General features: G+C 36.2%; 18 protein-coding genes. 7 read left to right on the forward strand and 11 right to left on the reverse strand.

All coding sequences use genetic code 11. From position 1 onward, the window contains the following. Both MM236_RS15370 and MM236_RS15375 read right to left on the reverse strand, forming a co-directional pair. On the reverse strand, positions 1-1,347 hold the full coding sequence (locus MM236_RS15370) for a sigma-54-dependent transcriptional regulator (protein WP_241275878.1): 1,347 nt from the start codon (positions 1,345-1,347) through the stop codon (positions 1-3). A gap of 91 nt (positions 1,348-1,438) precedes the next feature. Then, complete coding sequence (locus tag MM236_RS15375; RefSeq protein WP_241275879.1) at positions 1,439-1,774, reverse strand: hypothetical protein; 336 nt, start codon at positions 1,772-1,774, stop codon at positions 1,439-1,441. Positions 1,775-2,242: 468 nt separating this feature from the next. Here MM236_RS15375 and MM236_RS15380 point away from each other — a divergent pair, with 468 nt between their 5' ends. After that, positions 2,243-4,126: an amidophosphoribosyltransferase gene (locus tag MM236_RS15380; protein ID WP_241275880.1), complete on the forward strand. Its 1,884-nt coding sequence runs from the start codon at positions 2,243-2,245 to the stop codon at positions 4,124-4,126. 80 nt (positions 4,127-4,206) lie between these two features. On the opposite strand, the gene MM236_RS15385 is transcribed toward MM236_RS15380, so the two are convergent. The 3 genes from MM236_RS15385 to MM236_RS15395 are packed head-to-tail and all read right to left on the reverse strand — an operon-like array spanning position 4,207 to position 6,755. After that, the gene (locus MM236_RS15385; RefSeq protein ID WP_241275881.1) at positions 4,207-4,563 is read right to left on the reverse strand and encodes a response regulator; all 357 of its coding nucleotides are present in this window, start codon (positions 4,561-4,563) and stop codon (positions 4,207-4,209) included. After that, positions 4,560-5,972, reverse strand: a complete 1,413-nt coding sequence (locus MM236_RS15390) for an ATP-grasp domain-containing protein (protein ID WP_241275882.1) — start codon at positions 5,970-5,972, stop codon at positions 4,560-4,562. Before MM236_RS15390 ends, MM236_RS15385 begins: the two co-directional genes overlap by 4 nt. 27 nt (positions 5,973-5,999) lie before the next feature. Beyond that, a complete protein-coding gene (locus tag MM236_RS15395) occupies positions 6,000-6,755 on the reverse strand; it encodes a sulfite exporter TauE/SafE family protein (RefSeq protein ID WP_241275883.1) in 756 nt (251 codons plus the stop codon). 206 nt (positions 6,756-6,961) lie between these two features. On the opposite strand from MM236_RS15395, the gene MM236_RS15400 reads away from it, so the two are divergent. Continuing rightward, positions 6,962-8,014 carry a M42 family metallopeptidase gene (locus tag MM236_RS15400; RefSeq protein WP_241275884.1) on the forward strand — a complete coding sequence of 351 codons (1,053 nt, stop codon included), beginning with the start codon at positions 6,962-6,964 and terminating at the stop codon, positions 8,012-8,014. A 259-nt stretch (positions 8,015-8,273) separates the two neighbouring features. On the opposite strand, the gene MM236_RS15405 is transcribed toward MM236_RS15400, so the two are convergent. Then, complete coding sequence (locus MM236_RS15405) at positions 8,274-8,879, reverse strand: DUF2911 domain-containing protein (RefSeq protein WP_241275885.1); 606 nt, start codon at positions 8,877-8,879, stop codon at positions 8,274-8,276. 154 nt (positions 8,880-9,033) lie between these two features. Between MM236_RS15405 and MM236_RS15410 the strand changes: the two genes are divergently transcribed. Then, positions 9,034-9,699 carry an FAD-binding oxidoreductase gene (locus MM236_RS15410; RefSeq protein ID WP_241275886.1) on the forward strand — a complete coding sequence of 222 codons (666 nt, stop codon included), beginning with the start codon at positions 9,034-9,036 and terminating at the stop codon, positions 9,697-9,699. A gap of 45 nt (positions 9,700-9,744) precedes the next feature. On the opposite strand, the gene MM236_RS15415 is transcribed toward MM236_RS15410, so the two are convergent. From MM236_RS15415 to MM236_RS15425, 3 genes are all read right to left on the reverse strand, one after another. Continuing rightward, entirely contained in the window at positions 9,745-12,099 is a 2,355-nt protein-coding gene (locus tag MM236_RS15415) for a TonB-dependent receptor (protein ID WP_241275887.1), read from the reverse strand. Between the two features lie 325 nt (positions 12,100-12,424). Next, entirely contained in the window at positions 12,425-12,631 is a 207-nt protein-coding gene (locus MM236_RS15420) for a helix-turn-helix domain-containing protein (RefSeq protein ID WP_241275888.1), read from the reverse strand. Positions 12,632-12,634: 3 nt separating this feature from the next. Beyond that, the gene (locus MM236_RS15425; protein ID WP_241275889.1) at positions 12,635-13,183 is read right to left on the reverse strand and encodes a DUF2975 domain-containing protein; all 549 of its coding nucleotides are present in this window, start codon (positions 13,181-13,183) and stop codon (positions 12,635-12,637) included. 495 nt (positions 13,184-13,678) lie between these two features. On the opposite strand from MM236_RS15425, the gene MM236_RS15430 reads away from it, so the two are divergent. From MM236_RS15430 to MM236_RS15440, 3 genes are all read left to right on the forward strand, one after another. Beyond that, positions 13,679-14,242, forward strand: coding sequence for a hypothetical protein (locus tag MM236_RS15430; RefSeq protein WP_241275890.1), 564 nt, complete (start codon positions 13,679-13,681; stop codon positions 14,240-14,242). Positions 14,243-14,316: 74 nt separating this feature from the next. Further along, positions 14,317-14,934 carry a DUF4142 domain-containing protein gene (locus MM236_RS15435; RefSeq protein WP_241275891.1) on the forward strand — a complete coding sequence of 206 codons (618 nt, stop codon included), beginning with the start codon at positions 14,317-14,319 and terminating at the stop codon, positions 14,932-14,934. A gap of 333 nt (positions 14,935-15,267) precedes the next feature. Then, positions 15,268-15,828: a helix-turn-helix domain-containing protein gene (locus MM236_RS15440; RefSeq protein ID WP_241275892.1), complete on the forward strand. Its 561-nt coding sequence runs from the start codon at positions 15,268-15,270 to the stop codon at positions 15,826-15,828. Positions 15,829-15,952: 124 nt separating this feature from the next. Here the strand turns inward: MM236_RS15440 and MM236_RS15445 are convergent, their stop codons facing one another. Next, positions 15,953-16,369: a DUF983 domain-containing protein gene (locus MM236_RS15445; protein ID WP_241275893.1), complete on the reverse strand. Its 417-nt coding sequence runs from the start codon at positions 16,367-16,369 to the stop codon at positions 15,953-15,955. Positions 16,370-16,478: 109 nt separating this feature from the next. Between MM236_RS15445 and MM236_RS15450 the strand changes: the two genes are divergently transcribed. Next, positions 16,479-17,351, forward strand: a complete 873-nt coding sequence (locus MM236_RS15450; RefSeq protein WP_241275894.1) for a helix-turn-helix transcriptional regulator — start codon at positions 16,479-16,481, stop codon at positions 17,349-17,351. Between the two features lie 2 nt (positions 17,352-17,353). Here the strand turns inward: MM236_RS15450 and MM236_RS15455 are convergent, their stop codons facing one another. After that, positions 17,354-17,650 carry a DUF1801 domain-containing protein gene (locus MM236_RS15455; RefSeq protein WP_241275895.1) on the reverse strand — a complete coding sequence of 99 codons (297 nt, stop codon included), beginning with the start codon at positions 17,648-17,650 and terminating at the stop codon, positions 17,354-17,356. Positions 17,651-17,675: the final 25 nt, after the last annotated feature.

The following is a 17,675-nucleotide window of genomic DNA, read 5'->3' on the forward strand; positions in this document are numbered from 1 at the left end:
TTATTCCAATCCGTATTTATTGATTTTATTATAAAGGGTTTTTCTATCAATCCCAAGCATTTTGGCGGCTTTAGATTTGTTGTATTTGACTTCCATCAAAGTTTTTTCTATCAATTCGCTTTCTTTAGATGCAATATCTACTTTGTTTTCGATTTCAATTTCTTCTTTGATTTCGACCGTTTTTTCGGAATTTTTCAGTTCTTCTGGAATGACGTCAGATTGAATTGTATCAGTTTGGGTCAATAAAACTGCCCTTCTGATTATATTTTTCATCTCTCTCAGATTGCCAGGCCAAGCATATTGGTTGAAAATAGCTTCGACTTCATTCGAAAAACCCAGTATGTTTTTGTTTAATTTGAGATTGCTGCCATGTAAAAACTGATTTGCAAAGACCATCAGATCTTCTTTTCGGTCTCGAAGGGGTAGTGCTGTCAATGAGAATTCATTCAACCTGTGGTACAAATCTTCTCTGAATTTCCCTTCACTTGATTGATCTATCAGTGCTTCATTGGTAGCAGCAATGATTCTTACATCTATCTCTATTTCCTGAGTTCCGCCTATTCGCCTTATTTTCCGCTCTTGTATCGCACGCAATAGTTTTATTTGGATATCATATTCCAAGTTCCCAATTTCGTCCAAAAAAACAGTCCCACCTTTCGCCGTTTCAAAGTGACCAACTCTACTATCAGAGGCTCCAGTAAATGCTCCTTTTACATGGCCAAACAATTCGCTTCCAGCCAACTCTTTTGACAAGGCTCCACAATCTATGGCTATAAATGGATGGTCGCTTCTATTTGATTTTTGGTGAATCCTCTTGGAAATAAACTCCTTCCCAGTACCAGTCTCACCGAGTACGATTACACTTAATTCTGTAGGCGCTACCAGGTTGATATGTTGTTCGATTTTCTTTGCATCATGGCTATTTCCAATAATGTATTCATCGATGCCTATTGTTTTTGTAGATTTGTCTTGAAGTGATACTGTATTTTCATTGGTCAAGGCCTCTCTGACTGTTACAAGTAATTCATCTGGGTTGATTGGTTTGGTGATGTATTCAAAAGCCCCCATTTTCATGGCTTTTACTGCGATCCTTATATCCGAATAGTTTGTGATTAAGATTACCTCTGAATCTTTGTTTTTTTCTTTCACTTTCTTGAGGACTTGAAGACCAGTCCCATCAGGTAATCTAAAATCAGTGATGACAAGATGGACGTCATTACTTTTTAAATTATAATCGACATCATTGAGTTTTGTACAAGTAAAAACCTTAAAATCATTTTTCTCCAAAAAATTTTGAATAATTCTAGAATACGTCAGGTCGTCTTCGACAAGTAATATGTTTTTCATCTAAAAGCGCTAAATTATCCCACAAGCTAACAAAAAATAAAGGTATTGGAAAATCCAATACCTTATTTTGATATCAATTGTTAAATTGATATTATCTGCTGGTGGTTTCTTTAATCTCTTTGCCATTGGCATCATATTTCTTTACCCATTCTTCGCCAGCTTTATCAAATTTCACTTTATAGTAGATGGCGCCTTCCTTATCAGTGTTTTGCCATGCTTCAGTGATTGTGAGATTAGCTGTCTCAGTATCTTCAGCGATTGTTTCCTTTACAAGCACAGGAAGATTTTCTGGATCAACTTTTACTTTCTCTTTTTCTTGAACAGTGATCTGAATTGCTTCTTTTTCAGCTAGGCTAGTGTTTGCAAACACTGGTGCTGATGCCATTCCCAAGAATAGTAATGCGGGGATAATAAATTGAGTTTTCATTGTTTTGTTGGTTTAGTTAAAATATAATTTTTGGTTAAAATCAATGATCAGGGACTATAGAATCTACTTTCAAGTTCATTAGAATAGAATGTATCTATTGAATACAAGTTATTATCGAATTTCTTTTTTTGATAAGTGCTAAAACTTGCAATGATTATCAAAAGAAACTGAATAAATAAAGCTGATATCGTAATTATCCTTTTCATTTGATAATACATTATGAAAAGACAATGCCAATTACAAAAAAGGCTTTAAATGTTATTTTATATCATTATTCAAATTTGAAGTGTGGAAAAATTCCCCATATTGTACATGAGGTTTTTCACAAATTGGGTATGATTATTTTATTCAGAAGGCGAACTTTGAGCAAGAAAAAATCATTGATTAGATTACAAGATGAAATTGCTTCTTTATTCTTCCAAAAAAGAGCTAACTTTGCGAACTCAAATATAACTTTCGCCCAATCCAATGAGTGATCAGATCAAACATGAATGTGGGATAGCCTTAATTAGGCTTCGAAAACCCCTTCAATATTATATTGATAAGTACGGCTCTCCTGCTTATGTTACCAATCGTCTTTATGTCTTGATGCAAAAGCAGATCAATAGAGGACAGGATGGTGCAGGAATAGCCAATATAAAAATAGATACAAAACCAGGTACTAGATACATTAGCAGGTATAGGTCTATTGAGCCCCAAGCAGTGAATTTTATTTTTGACAAAATTCAAAAAAAATACAAAAAAGCAAGAAAGCTTGGTGGTGAGCAAGCGTTGTATGATGCCAATTGGCTCAAAGACAATGTTGCATTCACAGGTGAGGTTTGGTTAGGCCATCTTAGATATGGTACCCATGGTGAGAATAGCATTGAAACTTGCCATCCATTTTTGAAGCAGAATAATTGGCGTAGTAGAAACCTTGTCATGGCTGGAAACTTCAACATGACTAACGTGGAGGAATTGTTCAGTCGATTGGTAGAGTTAGGTCAGCATCCCAAAGAGAAGACCGATACCGTCACAGTGATGGAGAAAATCGGACATTTCCTCGATGAAGAAAATCAAAGGATTTTTGATAAATACAAGCAAGAGTACACCAATGAGCAAATCACAGCTGTGATTGAAGATGAGTTGGATGTAGCTAGGATTTTGAGAAGATCTTGTAGGGATTTTGATGGGGGCTATGCTATGGCTGGACTCATCGGAAATGGCTCTAGTTTCGTCGTGAGAGATCCAACTGGGATTAGGCCGGCTTATTACTATGCTGATGATGAGATCGTTGTGGTGGCTTCAGAAAAGCCAGCGATCAAATCGGCTTTTGATGTGGATTACAAAGAAATCAAGGAAATCAAGCCAGGTTGTGCGCTTGTGATCAACAAAGATGGGAGTTTTGGTGAGCATGAAATCATGCCTGCACGGGAGAAAAAATCCTGTTCTTTTGAAAGGATCTATTTTTCTAGGGGGACTGACCCTGATATTTATAGAGAAAGAAAGCAGCTAGGCAAAGCATTGATTCCCCAAATATTAAAGGCTATTGACTTTGATCTCAAAAATACAGTTTTTTCATATATACCAAATACCGCTGAGACCGCATTTTTGGGAATGATCGAAGGACTCGAAGATTATTTGAGTTCAAAAAGGAAAGAAGTCTTGTTAGAAGGAAAACCTCATCTGGAGGATTTGGAAGAGTTGTTGCACTTCAGACCAAGAGTAGAAAAGCTGGTAAGCAAGGATGTTAAACTGAGGACATTTATCACCAATGATTCTGATAGGGATGCGATGGTTGCCAATGTTTATGACACGACTTACGAAGTGGTCAGATCTGGGATAGATACGCTGGTTGTCATTGATGACAGTATTGTCAGGGGAACTACTCTTGAGAAAAGTATCTTGACTACATTGGACAAATTGAATCCTAAGAGAATTGTCATCGTTTCGTCCGCACCACAAATTAGATTCCCAGATTGCTATGGAATTGACATGTCAAAAATGAAAGATTTCATTGCTTTCAGAGCTACAATGGAATTGCTTAGAGAAAAGGGCAAGTCGAGCTTGGTAAATGATATTTACGAAAATGCAAAGGCTGGGAATGTATTGGAGGTGAACTATGCAAAAGGATTGTATGAGCCATTCACAGATCAGGAGATTTCTGATAAAGTGGCCGAAATCATTACCTCTGATAATATCAAAGCAGAAGTAAAAGTCATCTATCAAACTGTAGAAAATTTACACAAAGCTTGTCCAGATCATCTAGGAGATTGGTATTTTACGGGAGATTTCCCAACACCTGGAGGCATGCGCGTTGTGAATAGAGCATTTGTCAATTATATAGAAGGAAAAGTCGAAAGGGCTTATTGATAAAATTAAAAAAAGAGAAGCAAATTCAGCTTCTCTTTTTTTTTTTGATAGTTGTTTGAAGCTCTCAAAGATATCTCCATTTATCTCAATCCATTGATGACACTTAGAAGATCATCTGGATTGATTGGTTTGGATACAAATGCATCAGCACCTTTGTCGATGGCTTTCGTTGCGATATCCTCATCTCCATATCTGGTAATCAAGACTATTTTTGATTCTTGGTTTTTGGATTTTAATTTTTCCAAAATATCTATACCATTCATGTCAGGAAGCCTGTAATCAAGAATAGCAAATCCAAAATCATTCAATTCCATCAATTCTAATGCATCACGACCATTCTGAGCATCCATGACTTGGAAATTGTTTTTGGATAAGAAACGGGTGAGAAGTTTACAAAAGACAACATCATCTTCGACAATTAATATTTTATTACTCATGATTTTTGGATTGAGGATGTAAAATTACTTATAGATTCTCTTTGACCAAATGTTTGTATTGCATTTTGATCAATGGCATATACGGCCATGGTACTTTGCACAAACCCTTTGATCAGTTCATCGACGCCAAGTCCGAGCTGACCGAAATTTCTGACATCGAACAACATCAGTCTCTCATCGGCGTAAGACCAGCCATCTTCTCCCTTGACAGAAAGATTCGTTCCATATACTTCCCATGAATTCATATCTTCAGGCAACTCTTTATTCAATGGGAATCTTGATTTTCTTGAATAAACAGCCAGCGGTCGCATTCCTTCTTCAGTCGCATGCATCATCAGTCTTAGGTCAAATGCAAAACTTCTTCCTTTACTGTCTGGAATAGTACCAACATGATACCAAGATTTATTGGGATCAAGACCTTTGCTATAATTACTATGAATCAATTGCTGTACTAAGTAATCATCATTGGGATCAATTTCAGATTTGGCATGCTCCAGTTCATTTTTGTTCACGACGGTATATACTCCTTGACCTGCATTGGAATCTGGAACTTTGATCACCATACTTCCCCCCAATAGGTCGAAGTGGTGATCCAATTCAGAATATTTGACTTTTCTATAGGTATCTGGGGTAAATATACTAATACCTTTATCTTTGAATTCTTCATTGAATCGATCATAAGCCGCACTGGCGACTTCCTTGTTTCTGCCACCCGCCAAGCACGCTTCAATAGGGTTCAAAAGAAGGGTCTTAGGATTTCCAGGGATTCTTGTCCAAGGTTCCTGCGTGACATATCTGAATGCAGCCCTTATTTCAACCCATTTTTCCACTTCGTTTCGGACATACATTTTACCTTCGTCAAATTTCACTGGCGGATCTTGATCATCTTTGTCAAACTTTGCCAAGAATACATCCTCTCCAAAAACATCTGCTACTGTTGCGGCATAACCGATATTTTCCATTGGGTTTTTGTCATAGATTACAGCAAGGGATCCTTTCTCAGGATATGCATCTACCATTGGTTTAAAGGTCTTTTCAATCAGTCGCTTATAGCCACCTTGCTCTACGTTCAGGTCCAATAACGGCATGGATTTTTGACCAGAAGGGCAGCTGTTGGTTTCAATTACAGTTAATTTCCTGTTCCCCTCGTGATTTGTGACATGCATTAGATCTGTTCCAGCCCATCTGAAATATTGAGGCTGATAGCTCATGATTTTTTTGATCGTCTCTGGATCACTTTGTGGATGAAGCCTGTGATAGCGCTCCACCATCTGCTCGTGGGTAAGATTCAAAAAGTAGGAAACCAATGGGTGGATGTTAGAATTCAAAACCCTAGGATACCAATGATCCGTAGGTTCAAAATCTCCCGGTTCGACTAAGTGTACGTTTTTCGAAATTGATAATTTCATATAATTTATTTTATTTTAATTTTATACTTAAGATTGGTAAGTTTGGAATACCCTCTCCACGACATCCCAGTTTTTCCATAGCATCAAAATGCCACTGAGAACCATACTTGCAACAACAATTTGTCTGAAGAAATTGTCTGAAATTTTGGCCAAAATCAATTTTCCGAAATAGACAGCAACCATAGAGGTAACTCCGATAAGTACTCCGAATTTGAGTACTTCTCCCGTTACATATCCGTAGTATGCATAACTGATAATTTTGGTAGTGTGTAGTAAGATTGCATTGGCAGCCCTTGTTCCCAAAAGCGACTCTTTACTGATCCCATAATTGAGGTAAGCTGAATTCATCAAAGGTCCCACACCGCCAATAAGTCCTGAAAGAAATGCTACTACAAGCCCCATAGGTGCAAAATGCCAAGCTTTTATTTTGAATCTTGGTTGTTTCTTTTTCTTAAATTGGAAAACGGTAGATACCAAAAGCAACCCAATCAAAATCTGAAGGTAGTCGCTAGACATGCTTGCAAACAACATGGCTCCAAGAACAGAGCCTATTATAGTGGATGGGAAAAGCCAAGCGAAAAGCTTCCAGTCTATGTCTTTCCAAAAGAGCGCCACCTTTGAAGTACTACTCATTCCAATACTGATAGCCATCACTGGGGCCACTGCTTTTACACCAACTACAACAGCCACCAAAGGCATTAATAATAAGCTTGCCCCGCCACCGGTAAGTGTACTCAAAATAAATACTACGAAAGCGCCAATAAGCACAAGAATCAATTGCATAAATAAATCTTTTGTTGTCTTTTCACAGTTGAATATTAATAGTGGTGACTAATTAACATCACTGTTTTGTCATTTGCGACAACAAAAGAAAATTCCGTACCAGTTTTATGTGAAATTTTACTTTTTATTTAGATAATTTGTTTGATTAATTGTAGAATTTTGCCCCATTTTGTAGAATTAAGTGTAAAAATTAAAATATAAAGAATATGAATGTTGATGTGACCTTATTAAAACAAATCTGTGAAATAGCTGGAGCACCAGGCTTTGAGAAAAGAGTGAGGGATTTGATAGTAGAAGTTGTTACTCCATTGGTGGATGAGGTGATTTTGGACAATATGGGGAATGTTATCGCTGTTAAAAAATCTAAAAAAAATCCCAACTCGAAAAAAATCATGGTTGCTGCTCATATGGATGAGATTGGATTTATAGTAACTCATATTGATGACAATGGATTTGTGAGATTCCATACACTTGGAGGGTTCGACCCCAAGACACTTACAGCACAGCGAGTGATCATTCATGGAAGCAAAGATTTGGTTGGCGTAATGGGCTCGAAGCCAATCCACGTAATGTCTCCAGAAGAAAAAACAAAGCTTCCGAAGACTACTGATTTCTTCATTGATTTGGGTATGAGTAAAGAGGAAGTGAATAAATATGTATCAATAGGAGATCCAATCACCAGAGATCGAGAATTGATCGAAATGGGAGATTGTGTCAATTGTAAATCTATAGACAATCGTGTTGCCGTTTATATATTGATCGAAACGTTGAAAACAATAGAAGATCCAGCTTATGACCTTTATGCTACATTCACGGTGCAAGAGGAGGTGGGAATTCGTGGAGCAAATGTAGCGGCACATAGCATTAATCCTGATTTTGGGATCGCATTGGATACCACGATCGCATTTGATGTTCCCGGAGCACAAGCTCACGAAAAAGTTACGGAATTGGGAAAAGGTACAGCCATCAAAATCATGGATGCAATGACCATCTGCGATTATAGGATGGTTGATTTTATGAAAAAAACAGCTGAGAAGCATCAGATCAAATGGCAACCAGAAATACTGACTGCTGGTGGAACAGACACAGCAGGTGTTCAAAGAATGGGGAAACAAGGAGCTATTGCAGGCGCGATTTCCATTCCGACAAGACACTTGCATCAAGTGATAGAAATGGCTCATAAAGAAGACATCGCAAACAGTGTTTTGTTGCTAAATGCCTGTTTAGAATCTATTGATCAATATGATTGGAAGCATTAATTTATATGATGATCTGCAATCTTGCACGTAGGACAAGAAGGGGTATTAGGATATCTGGATACTCATATACTTACGACGGCTTGCGGTCTTGTGATCGGTTGACCGTAGACTGTTGGCGATTTTTCGAATAATTATAAGTGAGATAAACCTCTACGGTTGTCATTGCGGATAATCATAAAAGTCTGTATTCTGTTTCCTAATCACAAAAAAGCCTGCCCAGATCAAAATATGGGCAGGCTTTTGATTATGTTCCAATTCTTTAGAAAGCCCCTTTGAAGCCATCTATTTTCTGATCTACTTGTGTGTCCACCATGAAAGAAACTTGAAAATTTTCCCATGACATGGTGATTTTTGCAATTTTGTTGTTTTCAGCTGAGATGGTGTATATCAATCTTTCCTGTGGAGAATCAACTTTGGTAGTTGACGCTTTGAAAGAAACCAAATCATCTTTAGCGAGTGTTTCTTCATCAATTTTGCCATCTTTCATATAGGCAAATACAGAATTTCCTTTGCTGTTGATATGAATAGTCCAGTCACCAGATTCAGCAGGAGTCATATAAATGGCATATTTACCAGGTCTTAGATTTTTTCCTCCCACGCTTACTGCAGTACTGAATTCTATCATTGTTGTTGCATTTGCGCCAGCCCTCCAAGTTGTTCCAAATTTTTCGATTTCACCAAATATCTTTCTTCCCTTCACGGCAGGAGAGGAGTAGTCTATGCTGATTTTGGTGAAGCCTACATTTTGTGATACAAATGCTGCGGGGCTAGGTGCAGGAGCTTGCATTTGTGCAAATGCTTTTTCATTTCCAACGAAAAAGAACACTAAAGTAAGTGCGGTAAATAATAGTCCAATTTTTTTCATAATAGGTTGATTGTTTTTTGATTTTAAGTAAAACGAAAATATAACTTCAAAATTAAAGTCTTGTTTACAATTTGATGAGTTTCATCACGAAATTTGTAAAAATGAATAGTTTTTGTGGTTTTCATTATTGTACATAAATCAAAAATTTAATTTTATGAGCTATACAGTAAAAATCACAGAAATATATTCTTTGACGCATGATGTTAAAAAGTTTAAAACAGAAAAGCCACAGGAATACAAATTTAAACCTGGACAAGCTACAGAAGTAGCAATCAACAAGGAAGGCTGGAGAGATGAAAAAAGGCCTTTTACATTTACCTCTCTGCCTGATGATGATTATCTTGAATTTGTCATCAAGTCTTATAGAGATCATGAAGGAGTCACCAAACAAATCGAGGATTTGGTAGAAGGTGATGAATTGATAATAGATGATTCATGGGGTGCGATCGAGTTTAAAGGGAAAGGTGTTTTTATAGCAGGAGGAGCAGGAATAACTCCATTTATTAGTATAATTAAGAATCTGAAGGCTTCAGGAGAAATTGGTGATAATAAGTTGATTTTTGCCAATAAAACAGGAAAGGATGTGATCATGGAGTCCTATTTTCATGAAATACTTGGAGAGAATTTTATCTCTATTCTTGATGGAGAAAAGCTTGATGGTCATGCGCATGGTAGAGTAAATATGGAATTTCTCAAAGAAAAGCTGGATGATTTTTCCCAGAAATTTTACGTTTGTGGACCGCCAAAGATGGTAGAAGGAGTGAGTGAAATTTTAGAAAAACTCGGTGCTGACCCTGATGGAATTACCTTTGAAGAGTAATCGAAGAGTGAGATTGACTCTCACTCTTCGATTTTTTCACATTTCCTAAAAATTATATCTGGCACTGATTAAAGCAATTCTGGTTTCTCTTTTGGAATAAAAAGATTGGGAAAAGGTGTTGGTCAAACTATTTCCTGCGAAACGTCTCGTGTCAAAAATATCCCTAATGCTCAATGCAAGACTCCCTTTATTATCGAAGAAGCTTTTTTGAATATTGGCATCTAAGAAATACTGAGAAAGATCTCTTCCCTGTGCTTCTATTTCTGGGGAATCATAATTGAAAACAAATTGCAAACTAATATCAAGTGGTAATTTGAAGTCAGAATTGATTTTTGTATTCCAAGCAAAACCACTATTGACAAATTCTTCGCCCAAATTAGAGCCATCTACACTTATATTGAAGCCAGTCAAACTGCCACTGACATTCCACCAAGGAGCAATCTCGACCAAACCGATCAATTCCACTCCATAAGATTCACCTGTATTCAGATTCTCCGGCTGAGAATAGGATATTCCATCTTCTATCACGGTAATGAAATCCAACAAACCACTTACCTGTCTGTAGAAGAAATTGGTTGTCAAACTTGCTTTTTTCAACTCCATAATATGACCCAATTCCAAAGAATGAATCATTTCTGGCTGCAGAAATGGATTACCTCTTCTTACATTGAGGGAATCGGTGATGTCAGGGAAAGGGTTTAGTCTCCAAGCAGTAGGTCTATCGATTCTTCTACTGTAAGTAAACTTTATTTGTTGGGCTTCATTGAATTTGTACAATGTCTGTAGACTCGGAAACAAATTGAAGTATTCTTGGGTGTTTCGCTCTTCGGTATTATATAGGTACGTATCAACTGTAGTATACTCTCCTCTCAATCCTGCTGTAATATCGATTTTGTCGCTTGATTTGCTCAGCACAAAGTATCCTGCATGGATTCTGTCTTTGTAGTCGAACCTATTGCTAATGTTTGGATCATTTACAAAATCCTGAAATCCTTCTTCAAACCTCGAGTAATCATAATCATTATCAAAATTTCTCAAGTTGGATTTTGCACCAATCTCTAATTTCAATTTGTTGGGAAATGGATGGATATAATCTGTCTGAATGATGGTATTATACCTTTTTTCATCTGTAAATGCACGTTCTTGACCATTGAGATTTTCTGGATTGGGACTAGAGGCATTTCTGAATATTTCTATGTTTTGGGTTTTGAATTGATTAGTGTAGGAATTACTCACTATGAATTTAAATGACCTCTCTTTGTCGTCAAATGACCTTTCATAGATCAATGAATTTTCAAGTCCATCGTCAGTTTCGTTTTCATTGTTTCTTCTGACGTATTCAAGTACCAATTCATCGGAATCAATTGTGGCCAACCTTGAATAGAGGGTATTTATTTGCTTGTCTAGACTCGTGCTGAATACACCTTCGTAGCTTATGGTGTTTTTGCCAAAGTAATAATCAGCGCCATAATTGAAGGTATGTCCAGTGTTTTCATTTCGATTTCCTGTTTCTTGATTAAGCCTTTCTCCATCACCAAAAATCTCCCTTTCGATCCTACGAGTCCCAACATCTCTCCATCTTCTCAAATTGTAACCGGCATAGACGTTGTAATTGACTGTTCTATGATTGAATCTTGCCCCAGTATTCATTCTTCCTCTTGTACCATAGGTGAATTCTACACCACCATTAGTTCCCAAATCATCTCCTTTTTTCAATATAATATCAATGATTCCACCTTCAGCTTCTGCATCATATCTAGCATTTGGGTTATTGATGATCCTTATTTGTTCGATAGCACTTGCAGGAATCTGATCTAGATTTTGCGTCAAAGAAGAATTTCTTCCGTTGATCAATACATTGGTTCCAGTACTTCCTCTAAGTGAGATCCCACCATCATCTCCAACTCTTACCGAAGGAGTATTTCGAAGAATATCGAGTAGTGTCCCTCCAATATTTGATAAATTTTGTCCAGGGTTGATAGTGATGCCTTCCACATTTGTCCGCATTAGAATTTTGCTGGACTGTACCGTTACTTCTTCCAGATTTTCTCCTTCGTTCACAAATTCAATTTTGTCGAGATTTAAATTTCTGTCAATATTTAAATTCTCTCTTTCAAACTGTTGGTATCCAATCAGGTAGAGTCTAAGATTGTAAGTTCCTGATGGAACATCCAAAGAAAACGCCCCATCGAAATTTGTATCTGTATATGCAATCGGGCTTTCTGCTCTAGGAGAAAACACTGCGACTTGTACAAATGGAACTGGCTCTTTGGTTTCAGAATCAATCACAGTGCCTGTTACTTTATACTCTTTTGCCTGATTTTGGGCATAGATTGAAAAATGTGATCCATAAAAAATCAAAATCACATTTATAAAGAAAATATACTTGAAAATTTTCATCTTGTAGATGGAGTGTTGGGGTTTTTGATTTTTTTCTTTCAAACCTTAAAAGCCAATTTCTTTAGATTTAGTTTAATTAAATGTCAAAAAAGTGATAAGTGGTAATTATGTATTATATGTACCCGCTTTCTTGATTAAAGTCAAACCATAGAAGGTTTGATGAACGATTTAAGGTTCTCTTGACTGTTGACAGGTGACGAGAATCCGTAATAAAAAAAAGCGCCTCTTAGCCAACGTACAACATTGTGGATACTCATATTTTATATTGTAGTATTCGAAAGTTTCTCATTTCCTGAATATGGTATTAAGAAAATCCATCATTAAATTATTCCTCTACAAATTCTAAAATGTCTCCAGGCTGACATTCCAAAGCCTTACAAATCGCTTCCAAGGTGTTGAAGCGAATTGCTTTTGCTTTTCCGGTTTTGAGAATTGAAAGATTGGAAAGTGTGATTTCTACCTTTTCCGAAAGTTCATTCAATGACATTTTTCTTTTGGCCATCATCACGTCCAAGTTTACAATAATTGGCATAGGTCAAATAGTTAGTTCGTTGTCAGATTGGATTTCAAGTCCTCTTTTAAAAACTTTTGCAATCGCATATATAATAACCCCCAGCAATAGGAATTCGAAGGATCCTCCAGAAAACTCACCCAATCCGTGCAGCTCAAATCCTTTTTTAGAAAGCCATTTGAAATAGGCATTGGTTAAAAATATCAAAAAGGCAACCTGAATACTTGTTTCGCCGATTTTGGAAATTAATTTGTAAATCTCCTTGCTGAAAGGGTTCATCAAATCGATTTTCAAGAAAATTCTTATCATTATATAAAAAATATAGGCCTTCAACGCCGTGATTGTTACGAGCAAAGATAGGACACTGATGTAATACCATAGATTTTGTTGCATCAATTCATAAAGATTCAACCCTTGATAAAGATCCTGTGCTACAACAGGGTTAAAGATACTCAATATTGAGGCAAACAATATTGCTCCGACTTTAATACAAAGTCCGATAAAAATAGACCAAATCACAATAGTTAGTAGCATTAGTCCAGTTTGGGTTTCCCATTTTTTCTTCCATTCCATAGTTTTGACATTTTATATGCATCAAAGATCAATAAATATTTATTGATAAACAATAAATATTTATTATTAATATAAAAATTCTTTGCTAGTGTGATTTGCAAGACAGGATTTTTCGCTTTATCCAAATCAAGCTTCAAGTCATCCTTGATCGTGTAAATAAATAAAACTGGGTTTTTATCAGTCCAATATCAAATTGATTCCTATTGATATAGTTTTAAATAAATATAATAATTTTGTAATCTTTTATAATAATTACATAACGAAAATATTGTTGTTCATCACCACCTTTGTTTATATCGGAGCTACAAAAATTTATTTTAAATGAATAAAATATTCAAAGTACTATTAGCAGGTTATGGAGCTAAAAAATTTGGTGGTGGATGTTTAGGGACTATTGTAGTCTTTCTAATCATTTACTTTCTTTTAGGTCAATGCAGCTAATCAGCTGATTGACAATGCTAAAAACACATTTGTTTCACAAAAAATTATTTTAAAATGGAAAATTCAAAGAACCACAACGAAGGATTAGTAGATAAAACTTCTGAAAAAAGAGTACTTACAGGTATGTTCAGTGACAGACAAAGTACTGAGAAAGCTTACAATACACTTCATGAAAGGGGGTATTCACAAGAGGAAATCAACTTGATCATGTCAAATGACACCAGAAAGAAGCATTTTGATGATGATGCCTCCAAGGAAACAGAAATAGGAACCAAAGCTGCTGAGCATGCTGGCAAAGGTTCTGCAATCGGTGGTACACTGGGAGCAATTGCTGGGGTAGTCGCTGCAATCGGTACTAGTGTTGCAATTCCTGGGCTTGGTATATTAATCGCAGGTCCTATAGCAGCGGGATTGGCAGGTGCAGGTGCAGGTGGTCTTGCTGGTGGTGTTATTGGAGCCTTGGTTGGTTCTGGTATCCCAGAAGCAAGAGCAAAATTATATGAATCTGGAATTGAGGATGGCAATGTAGTCATCTCTGTAACTCCAAAAAATGAAGAAGACGCCAAGTTTTTGGAAGAAAATTGGAAAACAAACCGAGGTGAAGAAATTCACTGGTAGAATCTAAATACCAAATATGCGAAGAGCTTGAGACAAGCTTTTCGCATATTTATTAAAACTAAACCAACTATTATATGAAAACAATAATCAATTTAAAATCTATCCTGATCTACACCTTATGTCTGGCAGGACCGATATTCTTGGCATATTCTTGCACTGAAAATAAAACTTCAGATTCCAAGGATATCGCACAGGAAGAAAACATGGCAAAGTTGACCAATGATGACAAAACAATTGTGGTTATCGACAATGATAGTGACACGCAGTTTTTGATGGATGCAGCAGAAATGCAATTGGAAGAAATCAAATTGGGTCAACTTGCGCAGCAGCATGGTGATTCTGAGCATGTAAAAGAACTGGGTAAGATGATGGAAAATGATCATTCCAAAGCACATGAAGAATTGGTGGCACTAGCACGGTCCAAATCAGTTTCTATCCCTACCACAGCTACAGAAGATACTCAAAAAGCTTATGATAAATTAGCGGATGAAAAAGGAAATGAATTTGGGAAATCTTATAGCAAAATGATGGTAGATCATCATGAAGATGCTATAGATAAGTTTGAAAAAGCATCCAAGGATTCTGAAGATCCAGAAATCAGAGCTTGGGCTACTGAGAAACTGCCAAGTTTGAGAGCTCATTTGTCTCACGCTGAAGCTTGTAAAGAAAAATGTGAAAAAATGAAATCTTAATATTTAGGTTTCGGAATATTTGAAATATCCTAGATTCAACAATGGTTTTTGTAAAGAATGTAGACTCTGCAAGAGATCATGAATCGAATGAATTTTGATACTTTTAGTTTCACAAATACAGCAGACTTTGTTTGCTGTATTTTTTTGTTTTTTCAAGTTGCTGACGACTTTGAAAATTGTAATTAAAAGATCTTTTTTTTGAAAACAGATTTTTTAATCAACAGATGCAGCTATCTACTTTGATCAAAATACTTGTATGCTCAATAATGCATGAAAAAATGGCAGGATTTTGGTTTTAAGAATTGATTATTTCACCTATAAATCATCAACTATATGAAAATCTATGTTAAAAATATGGCTTGTGAAAGCTGCAAGCTTGTAGTGAAAGAAGCTTTGGAAGAATTGGATATTGAAGTAGAGAAAGTGGACTTGGGTGAAATCGATACAAAAGAAGATGTATCCGATGAAGATAAAAAGAAGCTGAATGACAAAATCAAGAAAGTAGGACTGGAGCTGCTAGAAAAAAGACAGGGAATCTTGATTGAAAAAATCAGGAAAGTCATAATTGATTATGTCTATAATTCAGAAGATAAGCCACATAGAAATTTCTCTGTACTTCTCAGTGAAGAACTGAATAATAGCTACCCATATTTGGCAAATTTTTTCTCAGAAATAGAAGCAACCACCATCGAACAATACATTATAGCTTTGAAAGTAGAAAGAATCAAGGAGCTCATTATATTTGGCGAAGATACATTGTCAGAAATCGCTGATAAGCTACATTATAGCAGCGTAGCACATTTATCTGCACAATTCAAAAAAGTCACAGGTCTTACGCCATCTCATTTCAAAGCCTTAAAAGAAAAAAGAAGGATTTCGATACAGAACATTTAATGGCATTGCAAGATATTTGGTTTTATAAATCAAATGGAATGAACCAGAAGCGAGATGAGATGTGAGATATGACTCAATTAAGGTCTTTTTCAATACCACTAAGTTGACACCTATAAACAGGATGTCATTTTCTCCAAGTAAAAATATAGAGCATGATCACTTTGGAATAACGCAAACTCCATGGTACCGTAACTACCGCAGGAACGAATATCATCAAGTAATAAACCCAAAGCGGAGGATTACTGAAAATAAAATAGGTCAGGAGACCAAAAACCACAAACAATGCTACACCAAAAGCATAAGTGAGAAACATTGAGATTTGATAAAACCCGGGTTCGGGCATAAACTTGAATCCACAATTGGGGCATGCTTCCTTAAGTTCATTGAATCTTGAGAGATCTGTAGCCTTTGATTTGAACATCTGTCCTTTTGTACAAATTGGACATTTACAGGCAGCCATGGATTGCCAAAGATTTCCTTTGACAATGCTTTTTGGTAAAGTGTCAGAATGATTTGCTTTTTGATAACCTTTGCTTTCCATCTCTTTTGAATCTTATTTCACTTGCAAATTTCGATAATTATCTTTTTTATACTTATAAGAAAAGTAGCAAGTATTAGGATGATTCAGACATGTCTGTTAATTTTAAAATATGAAAAGTGTATTTCCAATCTTAAATATCGATCAGTTTCCAGCGGAGCGGAATGGCGAATTTTATGCAAATGACATTCGAAGTCACATCGATCTGCACCATCATCATATCAGCAAACCGCATAAGCATGATTTTTACCTGACTGTCATTTTTACCAAAGGGAGTGGCTTTCATGAAATTGATTTCAACTCATACAAAGTAACTGCGGGTTCTGTATTTTTGCTCAAGCCTGGCCAAACCCACTTTTGGGACTTGTCAGATGATATTTCTGGCTATGTGATTTTGCATAGTAAGCTGTTTTTTGACCTGAATTACTCCAAAAGATCAATTGATAATTTTCCGTTTTTCTATTCCGTCCAAAACGATCCAAGTATTTATCTTGACTTGGAGAATATGGAGGAAGTCGTACAGATTTTTAGAGCAATAAAAAATGAATATGATTCTGATAAAATTTTCAAACATCAGAAGATCGGTAGTCTGACAGACTTGCTCTACATTGCATTGAGCAGAGTGTATCAGTCAAAAATCAGTGTTTCTGGACATCATTCAGGGATTCAACTTGAGCAGTTGAGAAAGTTGGAATCCCTCATTGATCAAAATTATTTATCTGAAAAATCAGCGGCTTTTTACGCAGAACGGATGAATATTAGCTCTAGGCATCTCAATAGAATAATTCAAAATCTTTTGGGGAAAACCACAACAGATTTGATCTTAGAAAGGGTGATGCTTGAGGCACAAAGACTTTTGTCCGCTTCAAAGATGACAGTTGCGGAATTGACCGGTTTTCTTGGTTATGAAGATCAATCTTACTTTTCGAGGTTGTTCAAAAACCGGCTTGGTGTCACTCCGACAGAATTTAGCAAGAGGTATTGAAATCATAATGAAGTGTAGAGACTCAAACCTTCCTTGAGGATTTCTTCGATTGTCTGTACGGGCAAATCCAAATTTGGATTTACCCTAAAGATTTTCATTCTTTTTCTACTTCCTTTTTCCAAAGCTTCATGCTTGATTAGATTTCCATCTACCATCAAGATATATGGTTCATCAATTTTTTTGTCGATCCACAGATAACAGAAGATTTTTTTCTTATAGTAAAAACAAGGCATTCCGTACTTGATTGTCTCGGAAATGTCTTTGTTTTGTCCAAGGATAATGCTACGCAATGCAAGCAAACAACTCTTGTTTGGTTATGGTTTA

This window comes from Belliella calami, assembly GCF_022549695.1.
Classification (GTDB): domain Bacteria; phylum Bacteroidota; class Bacteroidia; order Cytophagales; family Cyclobacteriaceae; genus Belliella; species Belliella calami.

Coding starts and splice junctions, on each gene's coding strand:
- MM236_RS15430 (WP_241275890.1), top strand. CDS start 13,679: ATGGAAAATTCAAAGAACCACAACGAAGGATTAGTAGATAAAACTTCT.
- MM236_RS15370 (WP_241275878.1), bottom strand. CDS start 1,347: ATGAAAAACATATTACTTGTCGAAGACGACCTGACGTATTCTAGAATT.
- MM236_RS15400 (WP_241275884.1), top strand. CDS start 6,962: ATGAATGTTGATGTGACCTTATTAAAACAAATCTGTGAAATAGCTGGA.
- MM236_RS15375 (WP_241275879.1), bottom strand. CDS start 1,774: ATGAAAACTCAATTTATTATCCCCGCATTACTATTCTTGGGAATGGCA.
- MM236_RS15385 (WP_241275881.1), bottom strand. CDS start 4,563: ATGAGTAATAAAATATTAATTGTCGAAGATGATGTTGTCTTTTGTAAA.
- MM236_RS15410 (WP_241275886.1), top strand. CDS start 9,034: ATGAGCTATACAGTAAAAATCACAGAAATATATTCTTTGACGCATGAT.
- MM236_RS15440 (WP_241275892.1), top strand. CDS start 15,268: ATGAAAATCTATGTTAAAAATATGGCTTGTGAAAGCTGCAAGCTTGTA.
- MM236_RS15395 (WP_241275883.1), bottom strand. CDS start 6,755: ATGCAATTGATTCTTGTGCTTATTGGCGCTTTCGTAGTATTTATTTTG.
- MM236_RS15390 (WP_241275882.1), bottom strand. CDS start 5,972: ATGAAATTATCAATTTCGAAAAACGTACACTTAGTCGAACCGGGAGAT.
- MM236_RS15445 (WP_241275893.1), bottom strand. CDS start 16,369: ATGGAAAGCAAAGGTTATCAAAAAGCAAATCATTCTGACACTTTACCA.
- MM236_RS15425 (WP_241275889.1), bottom strand. CDS start 13,183: ATGGAATGGAAGAAAAAATGGGAAACCCAAACTGGACTAATGCTACTA.
- MM236_RS15420 (WP_241275888.1), bottom strand. CDS start 12,631: ATGCCAATTATTGTAAACTTGGACGTGATGATGGCCAAAAGAAAAATG.
- MM236_RS15435 (WP_241275891.1), top strand. CDS start 14,317: ATGAAAACAATAATCAATTTAAAATCTATCCTGATCTACACCTTATGT.
- MM236_RS15450 (WP_241275894.1), top strand. CDS start 16,479: ATGAAAAGTGTATTTCCAATCTTAAATATCGATCAGTTTCCAGCGGAG.
- MM236_RS15405 (WP_241275885.1), bottom strand. CDS start 8,879: ATGAAAAAAATTGGACTATTATTTACCGCACTTACTTTAGTGTTCTTT.
- MM236_RS15415 (WP_241275887.1), bottom strand. CDS start 12,099: ATGAAAATTTTCAAGTATATTTTCTTTATAAATGTGATTTTGATTTTT.
- MM236_RS15380 (WP_241275880.1), top strand. CDS start 2,243: ATGAGTGATCAGATCAAACATGAATGTGGGATAGCCTTAATTAGGCTT.